We start from the raw sequence: 17552 nt of genomic DNA on the forward strand, positions 1-17552 counted from the left end.
GCCCTCACCGTGACACGGTGGGCGGCCCGAAATCCGGCGAACCGCGGACTTCGCCGTGCGGGCCTAGAAAACGACCCGCGCGTCCAGCAGAGCCGTCACGGTGTCCGGGGCGCCTTCGGTCGTGGGCGGATGGCCGGGCCGCCGGCCGGAGAGCAACCGCATGTAATCGACGGCGTCGGCGGTGAGGGTGGCCACGGGTGGTCGCGGCGGCCCGAGCAGCCAGCGGCCGCCGGCCGGTCCGGTGAGGTTGAGCTCGGCCGCCGGGCCGGTCCAGCTCAGCGCCAGGTCCAGAATGACCTGTTCGACGACCAGGGCATCGTGCCGGCCGATGACGGGATCGCGCCCGGCGGCGGTGGCGACATCGATCCGATGCATCCAGGGGTCGCGGCTGATCAGGACGCGCGCCAGGTAGTCGAAGGAGTCCGCGCTCTCGGGGAAGACCAGGCTCAGCGGCATGCGCCGGCGCACGGGGGCGGGGATGCGGCGCACGGCCCGGATGCCCTTGCCGGTCCAGGCCTCGAGCTCGGCGATCAACCGGTCGGTCGGTGTCGTCGCGCGAGCCTCGATCTGGATGGCGTTGTGTCCGTCGAGGATCCCCGCTCCGCCGCGGTGGCGAGCGCGCCGGACACGACGGATCAACCGATCCGGCCGGGCCAGTTCCTCGGACTGACCGACCATGTGTGCCACGACGTCGTGGACACTCCAGCCGGTGCACGGGGTGGGGCGCCGCCAGTCGTCGGGGGCGAGCGCGTTCAGCAGGCTGACGACGGCGGCAGACTCGGACCGGGCGGCTTCCAGGGCAGCGTCGAGCGGGGTACGCCGGATCTCGTTCGCGATGGTGGCGTTGTCGTTCATGAGCCGGCCTCCCGGGACAGGTCGAAGGCGGTGGCCAGCGCGCGCAGTGCGCCGGCGCAGTCGCCGGTGAATGTCGGGCCGTGCATGAGGGCGAGCGCCGAGGGCCGCAGGCCGGCGAGCGCCCGGATCGTCGTGGCGGTGCCGGGACCGAGGCTGGAGGCGTGGAAGACGTTCTCCGCCTCGATCGCCGGCGAGACGAGATCGGTGTCATGGACCAGCGGACGGCTCCCGCCGCTCTGGGTGAAGAGGTCGCCGCAGAACAGCGTGCCGCTCTGCTCGTCGTAGAAGAGCTGCGCCTCCCAGTTGTGCGGCACGTGCGGCGTGGGAATCTGACGCAGCCGGTGGCCGCCGACGTCGATGACCTCGTGGTCGGCCAGCTCCCGGGGCGGCCGGTCGGCGAGGTCGTTGATGGAGATCTGACAACCGAGGGCGCCGTGCGCGACACGCGCGTGCGGCGCGGCGGCCAGCCACTGGTTCATCGAGCCGCATTCGTCGGCCTCGACGTGCCCGAACGTGATCCACCGAAGCCGGTGGATCGGCATGATCCGGGCGACCGCCTCGGACACGAGCGGGAACAGCGAGCGCTGGCCGCAGTGGAACAGCAACGGCTCGTCGCCGTCGACGAGGAACTGGTTCATGGCCAGGCCCGAGGGCGGGACGAGCGGCAGGAAGGTGCTCAGCCGGTAGATGCCGGGGGCTATCTCGTGCACGGTGGTTTCCACACCTTCAGCGTCGGTCGCCGCCGCCGATACGGATTCCGGGTGTGCCTACCCAATTTGCTCGCCGGGGTACCGGGTTTGGCCGTGGTAGAACGCGATCAGCCGCTCGCGGCCGTGCTGCCCGGTCCGGCGGTACAGGCTGGCGACATGATGTTCGACCGTGCGCTGCGACAGGAACAACTCCCGCGCGATCTGGGCGGTGGTGAGCCCGTCGGCGACGAGCGTGAGAACGTCGAACTCTCGGCTGGTGACGCCGAGCCCGCGCAGTGCGGGCGGTACGGACGCCTTGCCGCGGCCACGGCGCGGCACCGCGGCGCCGGCCCGGCGCAGCTGAGACCGGCAGGCCCGGGCCACCGCATCGTGGCCGCGTTCGGCGAAGAAGGCCTCGCTCTCGCGCAGCCAGCGCACGGGGTCACCCCATCCGTCGCGGATCGCCGCCTCGGCGACCAGTCGTCGGTGGTACTGGGAGGCGTCGCGCCAGGCACTTCCGGCGGACGCGGCGTCGGCCGACTCGAACACCTCGGACGCCTCCTCGCGCCGCCCGGCCCGGCCCAGCGCGACCGCGCGGATGCCGGCGACCAGCACCGCCATCGCGGGGTAGGCGGCCATCGACGACTCCACGGACTCCTCCCGGACGGACGCACCGGCATCGTCGTCGTCGATCGTGTGCAGCAACGACCACAACAGCCGGCCGGAGAACACCGACTTCGCCGGTGGGGCGAGCCGCACGTACGCCATCGAGGTGTCCAGGGCCTGGCGCAGGCCGGCCCGGTCCTCCCGCAGCGCGGCGAGGGTCGCCCGGGCCCGGCCCCAGGCGTCGGCCAGCACCCGCGGGTCCTCCGGAGCCAGGGCGGTCGCCTCGGCCAGGGCGTCCTCCATCCGGTCCGCCCGGCCGCCGAGGGCGTACGCGCCGGCCCGCCACAGCAGGGCCACCGGCAGGCTGGCCAGGCCGTATCGGCGGCTCGCGTCGACGCAGGCCGACGCCGCCTCCCGGCAGCCATCATGGTCGTATCGGAGCAGGGCGAAATCGGCCAGCAGCAGGTCCATCTGGGCGACGGTCACCAGGGCGCCCGCGTCGGAGGCGAGCCGCCGCACCGCCAGCAGGGGCCGGGCGCCGCCGATCGCCGCCTCGCGCAGCGCGCGTTCCTGCACGGCGCGCAGCCGCCATCGCACCAGCCCGTGCTGTTCGGCGAGGCTTATCGCCCGGTCGAAGTAGGCGCCGGCGGCCTGTGGCGGTCGCACCACCCGGCCCAGCACCTCGAGCCCTTCGCACGCGACCTCCGGAAGGGCGGCCCGGGCGGCCTGATCCACCGCCGCGGTGGCGAGCCGGCGCGCCTCGTCGAGTGAACCGCGGTCCATCGCCACGTGCGCGGCGACCGCCGCCAGGCGCGCCCCGGTTGCCTCGTCGGCGCCGGGCCCGCCGCACGCCGCACGGGCGTGCTCCACCGCCTGGTCCGCGGCGGGCAGGTCACCGATGGCGATCGCCGCTCGCGCGAGGGTGAGCAGCAGTTCCAGCCGCCGTGCGGGGGTCGCGTCCATCCGGTCGTACCCGTCCAGCAACTCGCGGCCGAGCCGCCACGCCTCGGCCTGCTTGCCGGCCTGGGCGAGCGCGAGGACGAGCGCTTCGGCGGCATCCACCTCGGCCGGTGAGGTGGGGGTGGCGAGTCGGCAGGCCCGCCGCGCCGCCGACTCCGCGCTGGCCAGGGCGCCGCGATCAAGGGCGCGGCGGGCACTTTGGACGGCCAGGGCGGAAGCGGCGTCGTGATCGCCGGCCGCCTCGGCGAGCTCGCCGGCGAGCTCGCAGTAGTGGTCGGGAAGTCCGGGACGGGCGCGGCGGACGGCGGTCAGCGCCTTGCCGGAGAGCTCGGCGCGTTCCGGCGGCAGCAGATCGTTGAGCACGGCCTCGCGGGTCAGCGCGTGCCGGAACCGAAAGGTCTGCCCGTCCACGAAGATCAACTGCGCGGCGACCGCCCGCCGCAGGATCGGCACCACGGCGGCGGCATCCATCCCGGCGGCGCCGGGCAGCAGTTCCCAGTCGAAGCGGCGGCCGAGCACGGCGGCCGCCTCCAGGACACGGCGCCCGTCCGGGCCGAGTCCGCGCAGGCGGTCGGCCAGCGACTGGGCCACGCTCGCCGGGATCGACGGCGTGAGCGGGCGGTCCACCAGCCAGCGGTTGTCCCGGTCGACCAGGGCGCCGGCGGAGACGAGGCCGGCCAGCAACTCCTCGACCAGGAACGGCAGACCGTCGCTGTGCGCCGCGACGAACTCGGTGAGACCGGCCGGCACGTCAGCCTCGCCGAGGCATGCCGCGATCATGCGGGCCTGGGCGGCGCCGGGCAGCGGACGCAGCCGCAGAAGCTCCCCGGTACGCGCCGCGTAGATCCGGTCGAACAGTTCACCGGCCGCGGACACGGGCTCCGGGCGCAGCGTCGCCACGCAGAGCAACCGCTCGTCGGCGACCGTGTCGGCCAGATAGTTCAGCACCGCCACGGTCTCGGGGTCGGCCCAGTGCAGATCCTCCAGCACGAGCAGGCACCCACGGTCCTCGGCGAGCACGCGCAGCAGCCGGACCACGGCCTCGCCCACCAGCACCGGCGACTCGTCGGCGCCGCCCCGCGCCGACCCACCCCAGTCCGGCACCAGGCGCGCCACCTGGCCGCCGAAGCCGGCCAACGCTGCCGCCGCCGGCACGCTCGATCGCCCGGAGCACAGCAGCGCCTCGGTGAAGGCCCGGAACGGCGACGGTTGCTCGCCCGGCACCGCCCGGCCGGACAGCACCAGGAGCCCCCGCTCGGCGGCCCGGGCCATCAGCTCCCGGGTCAGACGCGACTTGCCGACCCCGGCCTCGCCGGTCAGGCCGACGACGCGTCCCTGACCCCTCTCCGCGTCGCCGAGGTGCCGGACCAGCGTCGCGACCTCTCGCTCCCGGCCGACCATGATCGGACACAGCAGACCGTCCACCCGCACAGTCTGCGCTCCCGACCCGTCACGCCGAAGGCCTGGGTGTACCCCGTGCCGGGACGGCGGTGACCACCACATTGTCCCGGTAGTGGCCGGTTGCCGAGTCGAACGGGCCGCCGCACGTGATCAACGTGAGCCGCGCCGGCCCCGTACCGGCGAAGTAGCGATCCAGCTCGATCGAGGCCTTCGGATACTCCTCGCGGCCGACCACGGTGAAGGCGGCGTCCCGCCGGTCGCTGCCGGTCACCACGATGCGGTCGCCCGGGTCGAGGTCGCGCAGCCGGGCGAAGGCGCCGTCACCCTGCGCGGCGCTGTCGACATGACCGCCGATCACCATCGAGCCCGGGTCGCCGAGGCCGGGCCCGAACCGGTACCAGCCGACGGTGTCGACCCTCGCCGGTATGACGACGTTGCCCGCCGCATCGACGCCGACCGGAACGACCGTGGCCGAGACCCCGAGACGGGCAATGCGCACGTGCACCGGCCGGATCACGGCGGAGGCCAGGGGTAGCTCCGCCGCCTGGATCGGAACGGCCTGCCGCGGCGACGCCGGCGCCGGACTGGTCGTGGCCAACGCCGCCACGGTGTCGGCGCCGACGTTGGGCCGGGGCTGCGCACGCTGCCACCACCAGCCCGCCGCGCCGAGCGTCGCCGCGCCGGCCGCCATGGCCACGACCGCCGCGGCGACGCGTCGCGCGCCGGTAGTGCGCTCAGACACGGGCGACCCGCCGTCGCGCCACCGTCAGAGCTCCGGCCACCAGCAGGAGGACGCCCAGGCCGCTCACGGCGTACCAAGCTCCGGAGACGCCGGTCGCATTCTCGCCGCCGCTGCCGGCCGGCATCCCGGCCGGCGTGCCACCGAGACCGCCGATGGTCTGGGCCACCAGGGCCAGGGACTTGTCGTCGGCGGAGCCGATCGCGTAGATGATGGTGTCCTTGCCGGCGGCCAGGCTCAGATTCTTCGGACCGAGGACGACGGTGTCGGTGCCGGCCAGCGTCACGTCGGCCCGCACGGTCCCGGCCGGCACGTCGGCCATCGCCTCCTTGGGGTTGGTCAGGCCGGTGAAGACCGGCTTGCCGTTGGCGCGCACGTCGACGGCCGGCGCCTGGGCGGTGTGCCGGACGACCAGGCGGGCCATCCCGGGCTTCAGGGCGGTCGTGTCGTTGACGAACGCGGTCAGCGCGGGCTTGCCGGAGCCGTCCAGATGAGCGACGAGGCTCAGGTTCTTCCCGCCCGGAACGGCGACGGACTTGTCCTCGAGCAGCGGGCTCTTGGGGTCGGCGCCGGGCTTGGTCAGGGCGATGTCGTAGGAACCGGCGGGCAGCTCGAGCGGCCCGGCGACCGTGGCCGGCCGGAAGTTGTCGAGCGCCTTCTTGCCGTTGACATAGACGTCGACGGGCTGCCCCGGGATGCCGTGCACGACCGAGACCGCCGAGGTGTCGGCCGCCTGCGCGCTCGACTCCAGCGCAATACCGGTGCCGGCCGAGATCGCGAGGGCCAGCCCGGCAGTGACGGCCACCCGGCGTACGGGATTGGTGAACATTTGCTCCTCCAGAGTCGTCAGCGGATCGCTCGCCGGAAACTTCGCCGGGCCGGCCACGATCGGATGCAGCGACCGCTCCGGAAAATTCTTTGGCGACTGCCGCATCCGTACGGCGCGGTTCCGCCGAAGGAGGAGGTGATGGGTCTTCCGATACAGTCAGGCGTGCTTCGGCGATGGAAGCGAAAAGGGTGAATGCATTCGGCGGCCCGGACACCGGCGACGACGACATCCTCGGCTGGTTCCGTGCCGGTGACGAATATGCGTTACGGCTGCTGTACGAGCGGTACGGTGCCGCCGTGCTGCACCTCGCCTATTCGTCGGTCGGCAACCGGACCGACGCCGAGGACGTCGTGCAGGCCACCTTCGTCGCCGCGTGGCAGAGCCGGGACGGTTACCAGCCCGACCGGGGAAGCCTGCTCGGCTGGCTGCTCGGCATCGCCCGGCGCAAGGCGGCCGACCTGATGCGCTCCCGCGTGCGCCAGATCCGGGTCACCGACACCCTGCGCCAGGTCACGACCGACCACCCCGACGACCGCGACGCCGACGCCGTGATCGACCGGCTGGTCGTGGTCGACGAGCTGACCACCCTCGAGCCCGACCAGCGGCGCGTGCTGGAGCTCGCCTTCTACGACGACCTCACGCACACCCAGATCGCCGCGGTCACCGGCCTGGCACTGGGTACCGTGAAAAGCCATCTGCGCCGCGGCATGGCGCGGTTGCGCAAGCGATGGGAGGTGGACGGTGCCGCATCTTGACCCGGACTGCCTGATCCTCATCGCGCTGGGTGAGCAGAGCACGTCGGCCGAGGAGGCCGAGCACCTCGCCGGCTGCGCCGAGTGCCGTGGCGAGCTGGCTACGAACGAGACCGTTGCGCGGCTGGGGCGCAGCTCCCAGGACGTCCGCGAGCTGCCCGACCCGCCCGCCGAGGTGTGGGACCGGATCGCGGCGGAGGCGTTCCCGGCCGAGGCGCCCCCGTCGGCCGTGCTCCCGCCACCGCCCGCCGTGCTTTCGCCGCCGGCCGCCGTGCCTTTGCCGCCGGCCGCCGTGATTTCGCCGCGCCCCGTCGCCGCGCCGGCGCGGCGCCGGAACCGATGGCGCCTGGCCCTGGTGGCAGCCGCCGCGGCGTTGGTGGGCGTGGCCGGCGTCATCGTTGCGCAGCAGCTCGCCCGGTCCGGCTCACCCCGGGTGATCGCCGAGGCCGACCTGCTCCCGCAGGCGGCCGCCCCCGGCACCGCACACGGCACCGCAACGATCGTGGACACCGGACACGGCCTGCAGATGCGCCTGAGCCTGTCCGGCATGCCGGCCGCGACCGGCTACTACACGGTCTGGCTGTACGACGGCGGCTCCGTCATGGTCCCGATCGGTTCACCCGGCTCGGCGCCGCTCAACGTCCCACCCGCGGCGAGCGACCTGACCAGGTTCCGAGTCGTCGACATCTCGGCGCAGCAACTGGGCGAGCAGCAGCACGGCACCAGCATGCTGCAGGGGAAACTGAAGAACTGATCCGTTCGGTGCCCCCGGTAGGAATCGAACCTACGACACACGGTTTAGGAAACCGATGCTCTATCCCCTGAGCTACGAGGGCTTGCCGCCGATATCGTACCTACCATGCGGTACTCGTTCGTGCTTGGGCGTCCATGACGTGCCGCTGCCTCCGCTGATGGTGGCTCCGTCGCCTCAACCTCTGCGACGCTATCGGGCGAGGAATTCGGCGGCCCGGGCGTACAGAACATCGAAGGTCTCGTCCGGGTCGAGCGCCTCGGCCACGGTGCGTACGCGAGCCCGCTGTTCCTGGTGAGCCTGCCAGTAGGACTCGGGCACTCGTCGCATCAAGGCGTCGAGAAGATCACCCGGATAGAAATCGCCCTCTGCCAGTGGATTCCGCTCGACATGGGCGAGCGCCACGGGGACGAGCGTGTTCAGGCCGATCTGTTGCGAGATGAGCAGGCGCAGACCCTCGGGGGCGAGAGTGCCGACCGGCTGCTTGCGCAGGGCGTACGCGGTGCTGATCAAGCGAGTCGCGTCGGCCGGCGGATCGCCCCAGTAGTCGTTCTCGATCTCCTCGAGCGACCGGCTCTCGGCAAGCTCGGACACCGGGCACTCCCTTACGTCGTCGTTGGCTGACAAACTTCAAGAGCGTGGAACGAACTGCTCGGAACAGTCGAGCAACCGGCTGGCCTCGGAAAGCTCGGCTTGGTACTGCAAGTGATCGGAAGCCGAGAACCTTGAGTCACCGAGCAAACGCCGATCGGGGGCCTTCTCTATGACGCGACTACCGGAGACTCGCAGGGCACCTCGCCCGGGGTCAACAAGGGCCTGTTCGCCCAGGTGGTCGCCTCGATCCTGCGCGGCTATGCCCGGGCCGGAAAGGCACCCGCAACCGCCCACGCCTACTACTACTGACTCATAGCAACATCGTGTGGACTGTTCCAGGACGGCTGACGCCCCGCCTCCTGTGGACGCCGACGAGCCGCATATCGAACATCGCTTGCTCCGCAAATCGAAAGTCTACGTCCCCGCAGATCGAAAGTCTGCCGGTATGGTGAGGTGGTGCCCGCACCGCACCTCGTACCGCGTCGCGCCGCCGCGCAGGTGGATGCCGCCCTGGCTGACACCCGTGTCGTGCTGATCAGCGGCGCTCGCCAAGCCGGCAAGAGCACGCTCGTTCGCATCGTCGCCGGGGATCGGCTTGCCGAGCGCCGCGACCTTGACCGGGCCCAGGACCGGGCCGCCGCGAGCGCCGACCCGGTCGGTTTCGTCGACTCCTCGGAGCTGCTGGTCATCGACGAGATCCAGCGCGCTCCGGAACTGCTGCTGGCGATCAAGGCCGCCGTCGACGAGGACCCCCGTCCTGGGCGCTATCTGCTCACCGGCTCATCGCGGCTGTTCGGCATGGTCGCCGCCCCCGACGCGCTGCCCGGGCGGATGGAGACCGTCGAACTCTGGCCGTTCTCCCAGGGCGAACTCGACCGTGAGCCGGACGGGTTCATCGATGCGGTCTTCGCGCTCGGGCCCGGCCTCCGACACGAATCGACGACTACCCGTGCCGACTACGCGGCCAGAATCGTGCGCGGCGGCCTGCCCGAGGCAACGACCCGAGATGACACGCGTCGCCGTCAACGGTTCTTCGACGCGTACGTCCAAGCGCTCGTCGACCGCGATGTACGACAGCTCTCCGACATCCAGCACAAGGGCCAGCTCCGCAAACTCGTACGCCTGCTCGCCGCCAGATCCGCGACCATCATTGCCGCCAACTCCTTGGAGTCCGCGCTCGGCCTCAGCCGGCCGACGGTGGCGCGCTATCTCCAGGCGCTGGAAGAGATCTTCCTGGTCAAACGGATCCCCGGCTGGTCCCGCAACCTCGGCACCCGAGCCACCGCGGCGGCGAAGCTGTTCTTCGTCGACTCGGGCATCGCCGCCAACGAGCTCGCAACCGACGCCCGCGCACTGCTCCGGCCCGGCGCACCGTTCGGGCCGCTGCTCGAATCGTTCGTCCTGTCCGAGTTGTCCCGCCAGCTCACATGGTCCTCGCAACAGGCCGACCTGTCCCATTACCGCGACCAAAGCAAGTACGAGGTCGACGCCGTGCTCGAAAACCGAGCCGGCCACGTCGTCGGCATCGAAGTCAAGGCCGCCACCACCGTTGGTCTCGACGACTTCCGCGGACTACGACGGCTCGCCGACCGCCTCGGCGACGACTTCATCGCCGGCGTCGTCCTCTACACCGGCACGTCCACGCTGCCGTTCGGCGACAAGCTTCGCGCCATGCCGGTCAGCGCGCTGTGGCAGGTCCCGGCTCCGGCCGCGCACTAACGATCCGTCACGCGGGCTGGGGCGACGCTTTGCTCGTCGCATCGTTCGGATTCGATGAGTGTCAGCTTGTCGGAAATGGGTAACCAAGTCTGAATGCGGAGCGGAGCTGCGCAAGGCCAGAACGGAGCGCCCGGGGTGACTCGGCGCGCTGCCCGGCTGTTTGTGCTGCTTGGGCTGGCCGTTGCGGCCTATCTCGTGCTTACGCTCTTCGATCATTCGGCGCGGGCCGATGCGGGGTCGGTCGGGCTGCCAACCACTCAAGTAACCGATCCGGTCAAGGCCACGGTTGCCGGGGTCAAGAAGGCCGTGCCGAAGCCTGAGTCGGTCGTTCCGAAGGTGACGGGCTCGAAGACTCACCCGCCGACGGTCAAGGTGCCTGCGGTCCACGTACCGAAGGACGTTCACGCGCCGAAGATTCACGTGCCGCGGAAGAGCACGGTGCCGAGCATTCGGGGCGGCGAGACGGTCAAGCGGGTGAAGGCGCAGGTGACGAAGGTCCGGGGTGTTGTCGCCCGGCAGAAATTGCCGGTCCCGGCTCGGGTGCCTTCTCTGCCCAAGCTCGGCGCGCTGCCCGATCTGCCGCAGGCCCAACCGCCGGCCATGCCGCGACTGCCCAAAATGCCGCAGGCCCAACCGCCGGCCTTGCCGCGACTGCCCAAAATGCCGCAGGCCCAACCGCCGGCCTTGCCGCGACTGCCCAAAATGCCGCAGGCCCAACTGCCGGCCATGCCGCGACTGCCCGACATGCCGCAGGTCCAACTGCCGGCCATGCCGCGACTGCCCGGTCTGCCGCAGGCCCAGCCGCCGACCATGCCGCAACTGCCCCAAATGCCGCAGAACCCGACGCCGCGGTCGCCCGACCTGCCGCAAGCCCAACCGCCGGCTATGCCGCAAATGTCCGATGTGCCGCTGGCCCGGCCACCTGCAAGCACCGCCGTCGCCCCGGTGTCGCATCAACCGCTCCTGTCGCCGGTTGGTGTGCAGTCGTGCCCGGTCTTCGCGTCGGTGTCGGGGCCGTCCGGCGTGACCAAGCCGCCGGCGGCTCAACCGGGAACGAAACCGCTGCCGGCCGAACCGAGGCAGCCGTCCGACCGCACGACCCCCAGCACCGGCCAAGCGCGCGACTCCAGTGGCGGAAACACACCCTCAATGGGCACCGTCCCGTCACTCTGGCGGCCCGACCTGGCGGCCGCCGAATGCCGGCTGCCCAGCAATCTCTTCACCCGCGGGCGGACTGTCCGCTACGCGGGTCCTCCCAGCTGAACCGACTCCCGCAGGGATCCGGAAACCGGCCGCCATCACGGACGGCCGCAAGCTTTGACCCTGGCTGGGAGGCCAATCGTGATCCGCATTCTGCTTGTCGAACCGATGAATCTGCTTCGCGGCGCCCTGGTGGCGACGTTGTCCCTGGAAGAAGACCTCGAAGTCGTCGCCGACCTCGGCAACCTTGACCAAGCTCTGGGCATGGCCCGGGCGGTGCCGCCGGACGTGGCCGTCGTCAACGTCGGGCTGCTGGCGGGGGACGGCCTGGCCACGGTGGCGAAGCTCGAATGTGCCACCCTCGTGCTGGCCGCGCCGGACGAGTCGGCGCTGCTCAACCGGGCCCTCGAACTGCGCGTCGACGGGGTTGTGGGGGTCCATGCCGCGCCCTGTGAGCTGGTCCGGGCCATTCGGCGGCTGGTGCGCGGTGAGCGGGTCATCGACGCGAACCTGGCCGTGGCCATGGTCGCGGCGCCGCGCAGTCCATTGTCGCCGAAGGAGCTCAACGTGCTGAGCGTGGCCGCGACGGGGGTGCCGTCCACCGAGGTGGCCGCCGAGCTGCATCTGAGCACGGGCACCGTGCGCAACTACATCTCGGCGATCCTCCGCAAGACCGGCGCCCGCAACCGTCTGGAGGCGGTCCGCCTGGCCGAAGGCGCGGGGTGGCTCTAAAAAGAAAGGGGCGCAGCCGCACCTGGCGGGGTGCGGCTGCGCCGGATGAAACACGGGGGTCAGAGCCCGCCGAGCAGCGCCAGGATGGCGTTGAGCAGGGCGGCCAGGCCACCGGCGGTGGGGGTGCCGTCGAGCAGGTGGACGATCGCGCACAGCAGGTTGCCGAGCAGGTTGCCGGGGGCCTGCACCGCGTTGATCAGCAGGTGCACCTGGTTCAGGTCGATGACCAGGCCGAGCAGGTCGAGGTGCAGCGGGCCGAGCACCAGGTTCAGCACCTGGCAGGTCGCGGCGGCGATGGCCACGGGCATCGCGACCGTCCGCGAGACGGTGCCGACGGTGGCACCGGACGTGTCTGAAACCGTGCCGGTCAGCAGGCCGGTGGCGACCAGGCTCCCGTTCTGCGACGAGAACGCCGACGGGGTGAAGGTGCCGGCGAACGAGCCGTTGTCGCCGGTGCCGGTGATCGGGGTCGCGAGGGCGGTCACGGGCGGCGCGGCCGCGGGGGCGCTCGGGGCGGCATTGGCGACGCCCACGCCCGCGAAGCTGACTCCCAACGCCGCGAGCACCGTCACGACGATCATCGATAGCCGAAGTCGAGAGGTCATCGTTCCTCCTGGTGAACTCCAAGTGAGCATTAACGCTGTCATCGACAAGCCTCACTGCCAGGCGGAGATCGACACAGTGAGCGGAGTCAGCGGAATCGCTGACAAAAGTCATCCGGGCCGTAGCCTCGAACCATGACGGAAACCAGGACCCTGGAAACGCCTGATGTCGACCTCGTCTATGACGTCCGGGGGGACCAACCCCCGGTCTTGCTCATGGTGGGGCAGCCCATGACCGCGGATGGCTTCACGGCCCTGGCCGGGCACTTCGCCGATCGGACCGTCGTCACCTATGACCCTCGGGGCCTGGGGCGCAGCAAGCGCAAGGACGGGCGGGACGACAACAACCCGCAGGACCAGGCCGAGGATCTGCATCGGCTCATCGCGGCGCTCGGCCGCGGGCCGGTCGAGGTCTTTGCCAGCAGCGGCGGGGCGGTCACCGCGCTGGAGCTGGTGACTCGCCATCCGGAGGACGTCAGCATCCTGGTGGCGCACGAACCGCCGATCAACGCGGTGCTCCCGGATGCCGACGGAGCCGAGCGGGCGCGGGCACGGTTCTACGAGGCCTACGAGGCCAAGGGCATGGGCGCGGGGATGGCGGCCTTCATCGCCATGACGGCCTGGCGCGGGGAGTTCAACGACGAGTACTTCGCGCAGCCGGTGCCGGATGCGGCGGCGTTCGGGATGCCGACCGAGGACGACGGGAAGCGGGACGATCCGCTGCTGTCCAAGCGGTCCTGGGCGATCACCGACTACCGGCCGGACGTCGAGGCGATCAAGAAGGCCAACGTCACCATCGCGGTGGCGGAGGAATCCGAAGGGACATACACCGGGCGTACGACCGAAGCGCTGGCAAAGGCCCTCGGGCAGGAGGCCGTCGTATTTCCCAGCCACCATGGCGGCTTCATCGGCGGCGACGGAGGGTACGCGGGAAAGCCGGCGGAGTTCGCCGCCAAGCTCAGGGAAGTTCTAGACGGCCGGAGCTGAGCCGAATCACCGTGTCGGCCACGTCGATCACCCGCTGGTCGTGGGTCGCGACGATGGTCAGCGTCCCCGACGAGACGGCCGCGCGCAGGGCGTCGAGCACCAGGAACACGTGCTCGTCGTCCTGGTGGGCGGTGGGCTCGTCGAGCACGGCCACGGCCGGGGAGAGCACGAGCGCGCGGGCCAGGGCGGTGCGTTGCTGCTCGCCCAGGGAGGTGTCGCCGGCGGGGCGCGCGGCGATCGGGGTCAGGCCTAGTTGATCAAGCCAGGGAGCGGCAGACGAGCCCCCGCGCAGGCTCGCCGGCAACGAGACGTTCTCGGCGACGGACAGCGACGGCTCCAGGGCCAGCCGCTGCGGCAGCAGGGACACCTTGTCCCAGGACGGCGTGGGATAAGCGGCGCGGCCCGCCACGGAAACCGAGCCCGACGACGGCTTCATCACGCCGGCGATCAGGTGGCACAGCGTCGACTTCCCCGACCCGGACCGGCCGGCGAGCACGACCAACTGGCCGGCCGGCAGCGACAGCGTGACGTCCCGAAGGACGACATGGCTCACCGATCGGACATCGACCAAGGTCATTCGGCCCTCCGCAGCTCGACATGGCCGTCGACGACGGTGACCTCGACACGGCGGCCGGGGAAGAGCGCCAGCGCCTCGGTCGGGAGCTGCAGACGGCCCTGGCCGTCGATCAGCAATCCGTCGCGGCCGGCGTCCTGCGAGCCGGAGAGAACGCCGTGCCGGAAGCGCAGGACCGTGTCGGCGGCGGCGATCGCACGGGCGTCGTGCGTGGCCAGGACGACGGCGCTGCCCGCCTCGGCCCGGGCCCGCAAGAGGGCCAGCACCAGGGCCGCCGAGTCGTCGTCCAGCTCGGCGGTCGGCTCGTCGGCGATCAGCAGGGCGGGCGCGCCGACCGAGGCGGCGGCGACGGCGAGACGCTGCTGCTCGCCGCCGGACATGACGGCCGGCAGCGAACGCGCGTGATCAGCAAGCCGAACTTCGGCCAGGGCCTCCAAGAAATCGCACCGCACGCGCCGCAACCGGGCCATCTCCTGGATCTGACCGAGGGCGTCCAACTGCGGGAACAGGCTGTGCGTCGGGCGCTGCGCCACCCAGCCGATCTCGGTGCGGCGCAGGCGTTGCAGCTGGCGGCGGGTGTAACCCGAGACCAGGCGGCCCCGGTGCCGCAACTCACCCCCGGCGGGCCTTTCCCGGAGCGCGAGTACGGCGAGGAGCGTCGACTTCCCGCTGCCGGATGGCCCGGTGATGGCACTGATGCGGCCGCCACGCACGGCGACGTCGACCCCGCGCAGCGCCTGAGTCGGGCCGGTCGGGGCCGCGTACAGCTGAATGAGATCTCGCCCCTCCAGGAGAGGCACATCAGTCGTCACGGTAGGCCACCTCCTCCACGCCGGAGACGAGGGCCGCCAGCACGACGGCCAGCGCGATCGCCACGACGGCGGCGATGCCGGCGGCCACCACCGCGGGAAGCGAAAGCTCGAACGCGAACGCCGGCAGCAGATTGGGCTGGTCGTCGAGCAGGCGGCCGCCGAGCGGGGCGAGCGCGAAGACACCGGCCACCGCGGCGGCGAAGGAGATGAGCGCGAGCAGCACGAACTCGAGCGCGCGGGCACGCCGGACGCGACGGCGGCCGAAGCCGACCCGGGCCAGCATGAGGTCGGTGGGCCGGCGCTGCACGGCGGTGCGCTGGGCGTAGATCGCCAGGGTCAGGATCGCGAGCAGCGCCAGGTAGCCGCCGATCGCGACCTGGTAGCCGCGGGCCCGGGAGGTCGCCACATAGGCCGCGTCCGACCGCAGCTTGGCCGCCGTGTCGACGCGGTCGGGCCGCACGCCGTAGGCCGAGGTCACCGCCCGGATGCCGGCCTCGCCGCCGGCGCTCCACAGCGCCGCCTGCGCGACGGCGGCGCCGGGTGGCATCTCGGTGAGCGGCTTGAGGCGCGGGTCGTCGACGCCGAGGTTGCCGAGCACGGGATCGGCGGCCGCGACGAACATCGGCCGGCCCTTCATGCCGGGGAACGCCGCGACGCGCGCGGCGACGGTGAAGTCCTGCGTGTCGAAGCCGACCTTCATGGGGAAGGAATCCAGCTTGTCCGACGCGGGGTCGGCGACGGCAATCATGCGTACGGAACGATCGGCCGCAACCGGCTCCTTGATCAAGAGAGCCACCGCGGCCCGCGCCGCCGCCAGGTCGGCGCCGCTCCCCCAGAGCGCGACGTCGCGGAACCGCGCCGGGTCGATGATGAGCAGATCCTTCTGTTCGTTGTCGATCGGGCTCAGCACGTCGGTGTGCCAGACGATCGTGTTGCCGTCCGGCAGCGGCGGGATGCGCACGCCGCTCACCGGCCCGGTCGGCACCGGCGCGAACGGCCCGGTCTTCGGCGGCGACACCGCCTGTTTGTCCAGCACGTACGAGCCCGGCAGCGGCGCGACGGCCGCGGCGCCGGCCGCCACCGCGACCCGGTCCTCGGCCATGTCGGTCGTCGAGTCCACGGCGGACAGCGCGAACAGCAGCATGCCCAGGCCGGCCGTCACGACCACGACGGCGAGCCGGCGTTCGGCGCCGCCCGAGCCCAGCCGCCGCCGCGCGAGCCAGAGCACGGCCCGTCGCGGCGAGCCGGGCAGGTTGCGGCGGCGGGCCGCCAGCAGGCTCGGCAACCAGCCGGCGACCACGCCGACGGCGGCCAGCACGAGCAGCGGCACGAGCAGGTCGATGCCGCCCGCGGAGCCGCCGGCGCCGACCAGGCCGGCGGCCGCGACCAGGGCGGCGACCACGACCATGGGGGCCCAGGGCAGTTGCCGTCGGACGGTGGTGGGGGGCACCGGCCGTACGCGCCGGGCGGCCGCCGCCGTGCCCACCCCCGCCACCGCGACCAGACCGGCCAGCGCGGCCAGTCCCGCCGCCAGGGCCGCCGGCAGCAGCGATTCCTCGACCGTGCCGGGCGGACCGAGCCGGACCACCAACTGCCAGGCGGCCAGCCAGCCGAGCGCCGCGCCGCCCACCGCCGGAACCAGGGTCTCGAGCAGCCACAGGCCGCCGACGCGCAGGGGCGCGATGCCGACGGCGACCGCGTGCCGCAGCTCCCGCTCGCGGCGCCGGGCCGACAGCAGGGCCACGGCCAGCACCGAGGCGAGCCCGACACCGGTCGCCGCCCACTCCACCGGGCGGGTCCGCTGGCGTACGGTCGCGGTCGTCGCCCGGGCCGTCGCGACGATCCGCCCGATGCCGCTCGCGAAGCGGAACGCCGTCGGGCTGTCGCCCTCGGGCGGCTGGCGGGTCGCGTAGTCGCGGCGCAGCGCCTCGACCGCGCCGGCCGTACGGTTCGCCTCGGCCAGCGTCACCCCCGGCTCGAGCTGCGCCTCCACCGACCAGAAGATCTGGTCGTCGACGGCCTTGGCCAGCGGTTCCACCGTCGCGACGTCGCCGATCAGCAGGTACGCGGGCAGCGTCTCGTACTCGGTGTCCCCCGGCGTGTCACCCCGCCGCAGCGTCCAGCGGTTGCTGCCGGGCACGTCGGCCGGCAGCCGGCCGCCCTCGTCCACGGCGTAGAAGCCGGCGATCGTGCTCGCCGTCCGGTACGACTCGCCCTGGGTGCCGACTACGACGCTGAGCGTGATCGGGTCGCCGGGCTTCGCGCCGAGGCTCTCGGCCATCGGCTGCGGCAGCCACAGGCCTTGTGCCGTGGGTGGCGCGCCGGCCGGGACCAGCTCGGCCGCCGGGTCGCCGACGACGAAGAACCGGCCGCGGTCCTTCCGCGCGCCGGCCGCGACGGTCAGCTCCCAGAACCGGGGCGTGGCCAGCTCGGCGCCGATCGAGCCGCCGGTCAGATCGGGGTCGGTGAGGTGCGGGATCTTCCGCATGTCGTCGACGACCGCCTGCTGGTCGGCGCTCTTCGAGCCGATGTCGGCGGACAGGCGCACCACGGCGGCGTCGCTCTGCCGGGCGGTCGCCGGGATCTCGTCGCGGCGCAGCTGGAAGGTCGCGTTGTCGGAGGCCTCGGCGAACATCGGGGCGGCGGCGCCGGCGGCGGCCAGCACGAGGAACGCGCACAGAGTCAGCAATGACCAGGATCGCCGGCGCAGGGCGGCCGCGGTGAGGCGATCCAAGGCGGCCCTCCTTCGC

General features: G+C 72.2%; 16 protein-coding genes and 1 tRNA gene. 6 read left to right on the plus strand and 11 right to left on the minus strand.

Going from position 1 to position 17552, the window contains the following annotated elements:
- Nucleotides 1-63 precede the first annotated feature (63 nt).
- The 5 genes from ACZ6TB_RS42180 to ACZ6TB_RS42200 are packed head-to-tail and all read right to left on the minus strand — an operon-like array spanning nt 64 to nt 6079.
- The gene (locus tag ACZ6TB_RS42180) at nt 64-855 is read right to left on the minus strand and encodes a maleylpyruvate isomerase family mycothiol-dependent enzyme (protein WP_465565261.1); all 792 of its coding nucleotides are present in this window, start codon (nt 853-855) and stop codon (nt 64-66) included.
- Entirely contained in the window at nt 852-1577 is a 726-nt protein-coding gene (locus tag ACZ6TB_RS42185) for an oxygen-binding di-iron domain-containing protein (protein ID WP_465565263.1), read from the minus strand. Before ACZ6TB_RS42185 ends, ACZ6TB_RS42180 begins: the two co-directional genes overlap by 4 nt.
- Before the next feature lie 45 nt (nt 1578-1622).
- Nucleotides 1623-4535: an ATP-binding protein gene (locus tag ACZ6TB_RS42190; protein WP_465565266.1), complete on the minus strand. Its 2913-nt coding sequence runs from the start codon at nt 4533-4535 to the stop codon at nt 1623-1625.
- A gap of 25 nt (nt 4536-4560) precedes the next feature.
- Complete coding sequence (locus ACZ6TB_RS42195; RefSeq protein WP_465565581.1) at nt 4561-5202, minus strand: class F sortase; 642 nt, start codon at nt 5200-5202, stop codon at nt 4561-4563.
- 43 nt (nt 5203-5245) lie between these two features.
- Nucleotides 5246-6079, minus strand: coding sequence for a DUF4397 domain-containing protein (locus ACZ6TB_RS42200; protein WP_465565585.1), 834 nt, complete (start codon nt 6077-6079; stop codon nt 5246-5248).
- A gap of 173 nt (nt 6080-6252) precedes the next feature.
- Here ACZ6TB_RS42200 and ACZ6TB_RS42205 point away from each other — a divergent pair, with 173 nt between their 5' ends.
- Complete coding sequence (locus ACZ6TB_RS42205) at nt 6253-6834, plus strand: RNA polymerase sigma factor (protein WP_465565269.1); 582 nt, start codon at nt 6253-6255, stop codon at nt 6832-6834.
- Nucleotides 6821-7585, plus strand: coding sequence for an anti-sigma factor domain-containing protein (locus tag ACZ6TB_RS42210; protein ID WP_465565272.1), 765 nt, complete (start codon nt 6821-6823; stop codon nt 7583-7585). The genes ACZ6TB_RS42205 and ACZ6TB_RS42210 overlap by 14 nt, the downstream gene beginning before the upstream one ends.
- 9 nt (nt 7586-7594) lie before the next feature.
- Here ACZ6TB_RS42210 and ACZ6TB_RS42215 read toward each other — a convergent pair.
- Nucleotides 7595-7667: transfer RNA gene (locus ACZ6TB_RS42215), tRNA-Arg, on the minus strand.
- 107 nt (nt 7668-7774) lie between these two features.
- Nucleotides 7775-8176 carry a contact-dependent growth inhibition system immunity protein gene (locus tag ACZ6TB_RS42220; RefSeq protein WP_465565275.1) on the minus strand — a complete coding sequence of 134 codons (402 nt, stop codon included), beginning with the start codon at nt 8174-8176 and terminating at the stop codon, nt 7775-7777.
- Between the two features lie 456 nt (nt 8177-8632).
- Here ACZ6TB_RS42220 and ACZ6TB_RS42225 point away from each other — a divergent pair, with 456 nt between their 5' ends.
- The 3 genes from ACZ6TB_RS42225 to ACZ6TB_RS42235 all read left to right on the plus strand — a co-directional run bounded on the left by ACZ6TB_RS42225 (nt 8633) and on the right by ACZ6TB_RS42235 (nt 11827).
- On the plus strand, nt 8633-9895 hold the full coding sequence (locus ACZ6TB_RS42225; RefSeq protein WP_465565278.1) for an ATP-binding protein: 1263 nt from the start codon (nt 8633-8635) through the stop codon (nt 9893-9895).
- A 135-nt stretch (nt 9896-10030) separates the two neighbouring features.
- Nucleotides 10031-11158, plus strand: coding sequence for a hypothetical protein (locus tag ACZ6TB_RS42230; protein ID WP_465565280.1), 1128 nt, complete (start codon nt 10031-10033; stop codon nt 11156-11158).
- 105 nt (nt 11159-11263) lie between these two features.
- The gene (locus ACZ6TB_RS42235; protein ID WP_465565283.1) at nt 11264-11827 is read left to right on the plus strand and encodes a response regulator transcription factor; all 564 of its coding nucleotides are present in this window, start codon (nt 11264-11266) and stop codon (nt 11825-11827) included.
- 59 nt (nt 11828-11886) lie between these two features.
- Here ACZ6TB_RS42235 and ACZ6TB_RS42240 read toward each other — a convergent pair whose 3' ends face one another.
- The gene (locus ACZ6TB_RS42240; protein WP_465565286.1) at nt 11887-12432 is read right to left on the minus strand and encodes a hypothetical protein; all 546 of its coding nucleotides are present in this window, start codon (nt 12430-12432) and stop codon (nt 11887-11889) included.
- Nucleotides 12433-12564: 132 nt separating this feature from the next.
- On the opposite strand from ACZ6TB_RS42240, the gene ACZ6TB_RS42245 reads away from it, so the two are divergent.
- Entirely contained in the window at nt 12565-13416 is an 852-nt protein-coding gene (locus ACZ6TB_RS42245; RefSeq protein ID WP_465565289.1) for an alpha/beta fold hydrolase, read from the plus strand.
- On the opposite strand, the gene ACZ6TB_RS42250 is transcribed toward ACZ6TB_RS42245, so the two are convergent.
- Genes ACZ6TB_RS42250 through ACZ6TB_RS42260 form a run of 3 tightly spaced genes read right to left on the minus strand, consistent with a single transcriptional unit; the run spans nt 13388 to nt 17536 of the window.
- Nucleotides 13388-13993, minus strand: coding sequence for an ATP-binding cassette domain-containing protein (locus ACZ6TB_RS42250; RefSeq protein ID WP_465565292.1), 606 nt, complete (start codon nt 13991-13993; stop codon nt 13388-13390). The genes ACZ6TB_RS42245 and ACZ6TB_RS42250 overlap by 29 nt on opposite strands.
- Nucleotides 13990-14802 carry an ATP-binding cassette domain-containing protein gene (locus tag ACZ6TB_RS42255; protein ID WP_465565295.1) on the minus strand — a complete coding sequence of 271 codons (813 nt, stop codon included), beginning with the start codon at nt 14800-14802 and terminating at the stop codon, nt 13990-13992. Before ACZ6TB_RS42255 ends, ACZ6TB_RS42250 begins: the two co-directional genes overlap by 4 nt.
- Nucleotides 14792-17536, minus strand: coding sequence for a hypothetical protein (locus tag ACZ6TB_RS42260; RefSeq protein WP_465565298.1), 2745 nt, complete (start codon nt 17534-17536; stop codon nt 14792-14794). Before ACZ6TB_RS42260 ends, ACZ6TB_RS42255 begins: the two co-directional genes overlap by 11 nt.
- Between the last annotated feature and the right edge of the window lie 16 nt (nt 17537-17552).

Source organism: Actinoplanes sp. NPDC051537 (assembly GCF_055586105.1).

Excerpts from the sequence above, each read along its gene's own strand:
- ACZ6TB_RS42250 (WP_465565292.1), bottom strand. The coding sequence starts at position 13,993 with ATGACCTTGGTCGATGTCCGATCGGTGAGCCATGTCGTCCTTCGGGAC.
- ACZ6TB_RS42195 (WP_465565581.1), bottom strand. The coding sequence starts at position 5,202 with ATGGCGGCCGGCGCGGCGACGCTCGGCGCGGCGGGCTGGTGGTGGCAG.
- ACZ6TB_RS42205 (WP_465565269.1), top strand. The coding sequence starts at position 6,253 with ATGGAAGCGAAAAGGGTGAATGCATTCGGCGGCCCGGACACCGGCGAC.
- ACZ6TB_RS42235 (WP_465565283.1), top strand. The coding sequence starts at position 11,264 with ATGAATCTGCTTCGCGGCGCCCTGGTGGCGACGTTGTCCCTGGAAGAA.
- ACZ6TB_RS42240 (WP_465565286.1), bottom strand. The coding sequence starts at position 12,432 with ATGACCTCTCGACTTCGGCTATCGATGATCGTCGTGACGGTGCTCGCG.
- ACZ6TB_RS42180 (WP_465565261.1), bottom strand. The coding sequence starts at position 855 with ATGAACGACAACGCCACCATCGCGAACGAGATCCGGCGTACCCCGCTC.
- ACZ6TB_RS42200 (WP_465565585.1), bottom strand. The coding sequence starts at position 6,079 with ATGTTCACCAATCCCGTACGCCGGGTGGCCGTCACTGCCGGGCTGGCC.
- ACZ6TB_RS42245 (WP_465565289.1), top strand. The coding sequence starts at position 12,565 with ATGACGGAAACCAGGACCCTGGAAACGCCTGATGTCGACCTCGTCTAT.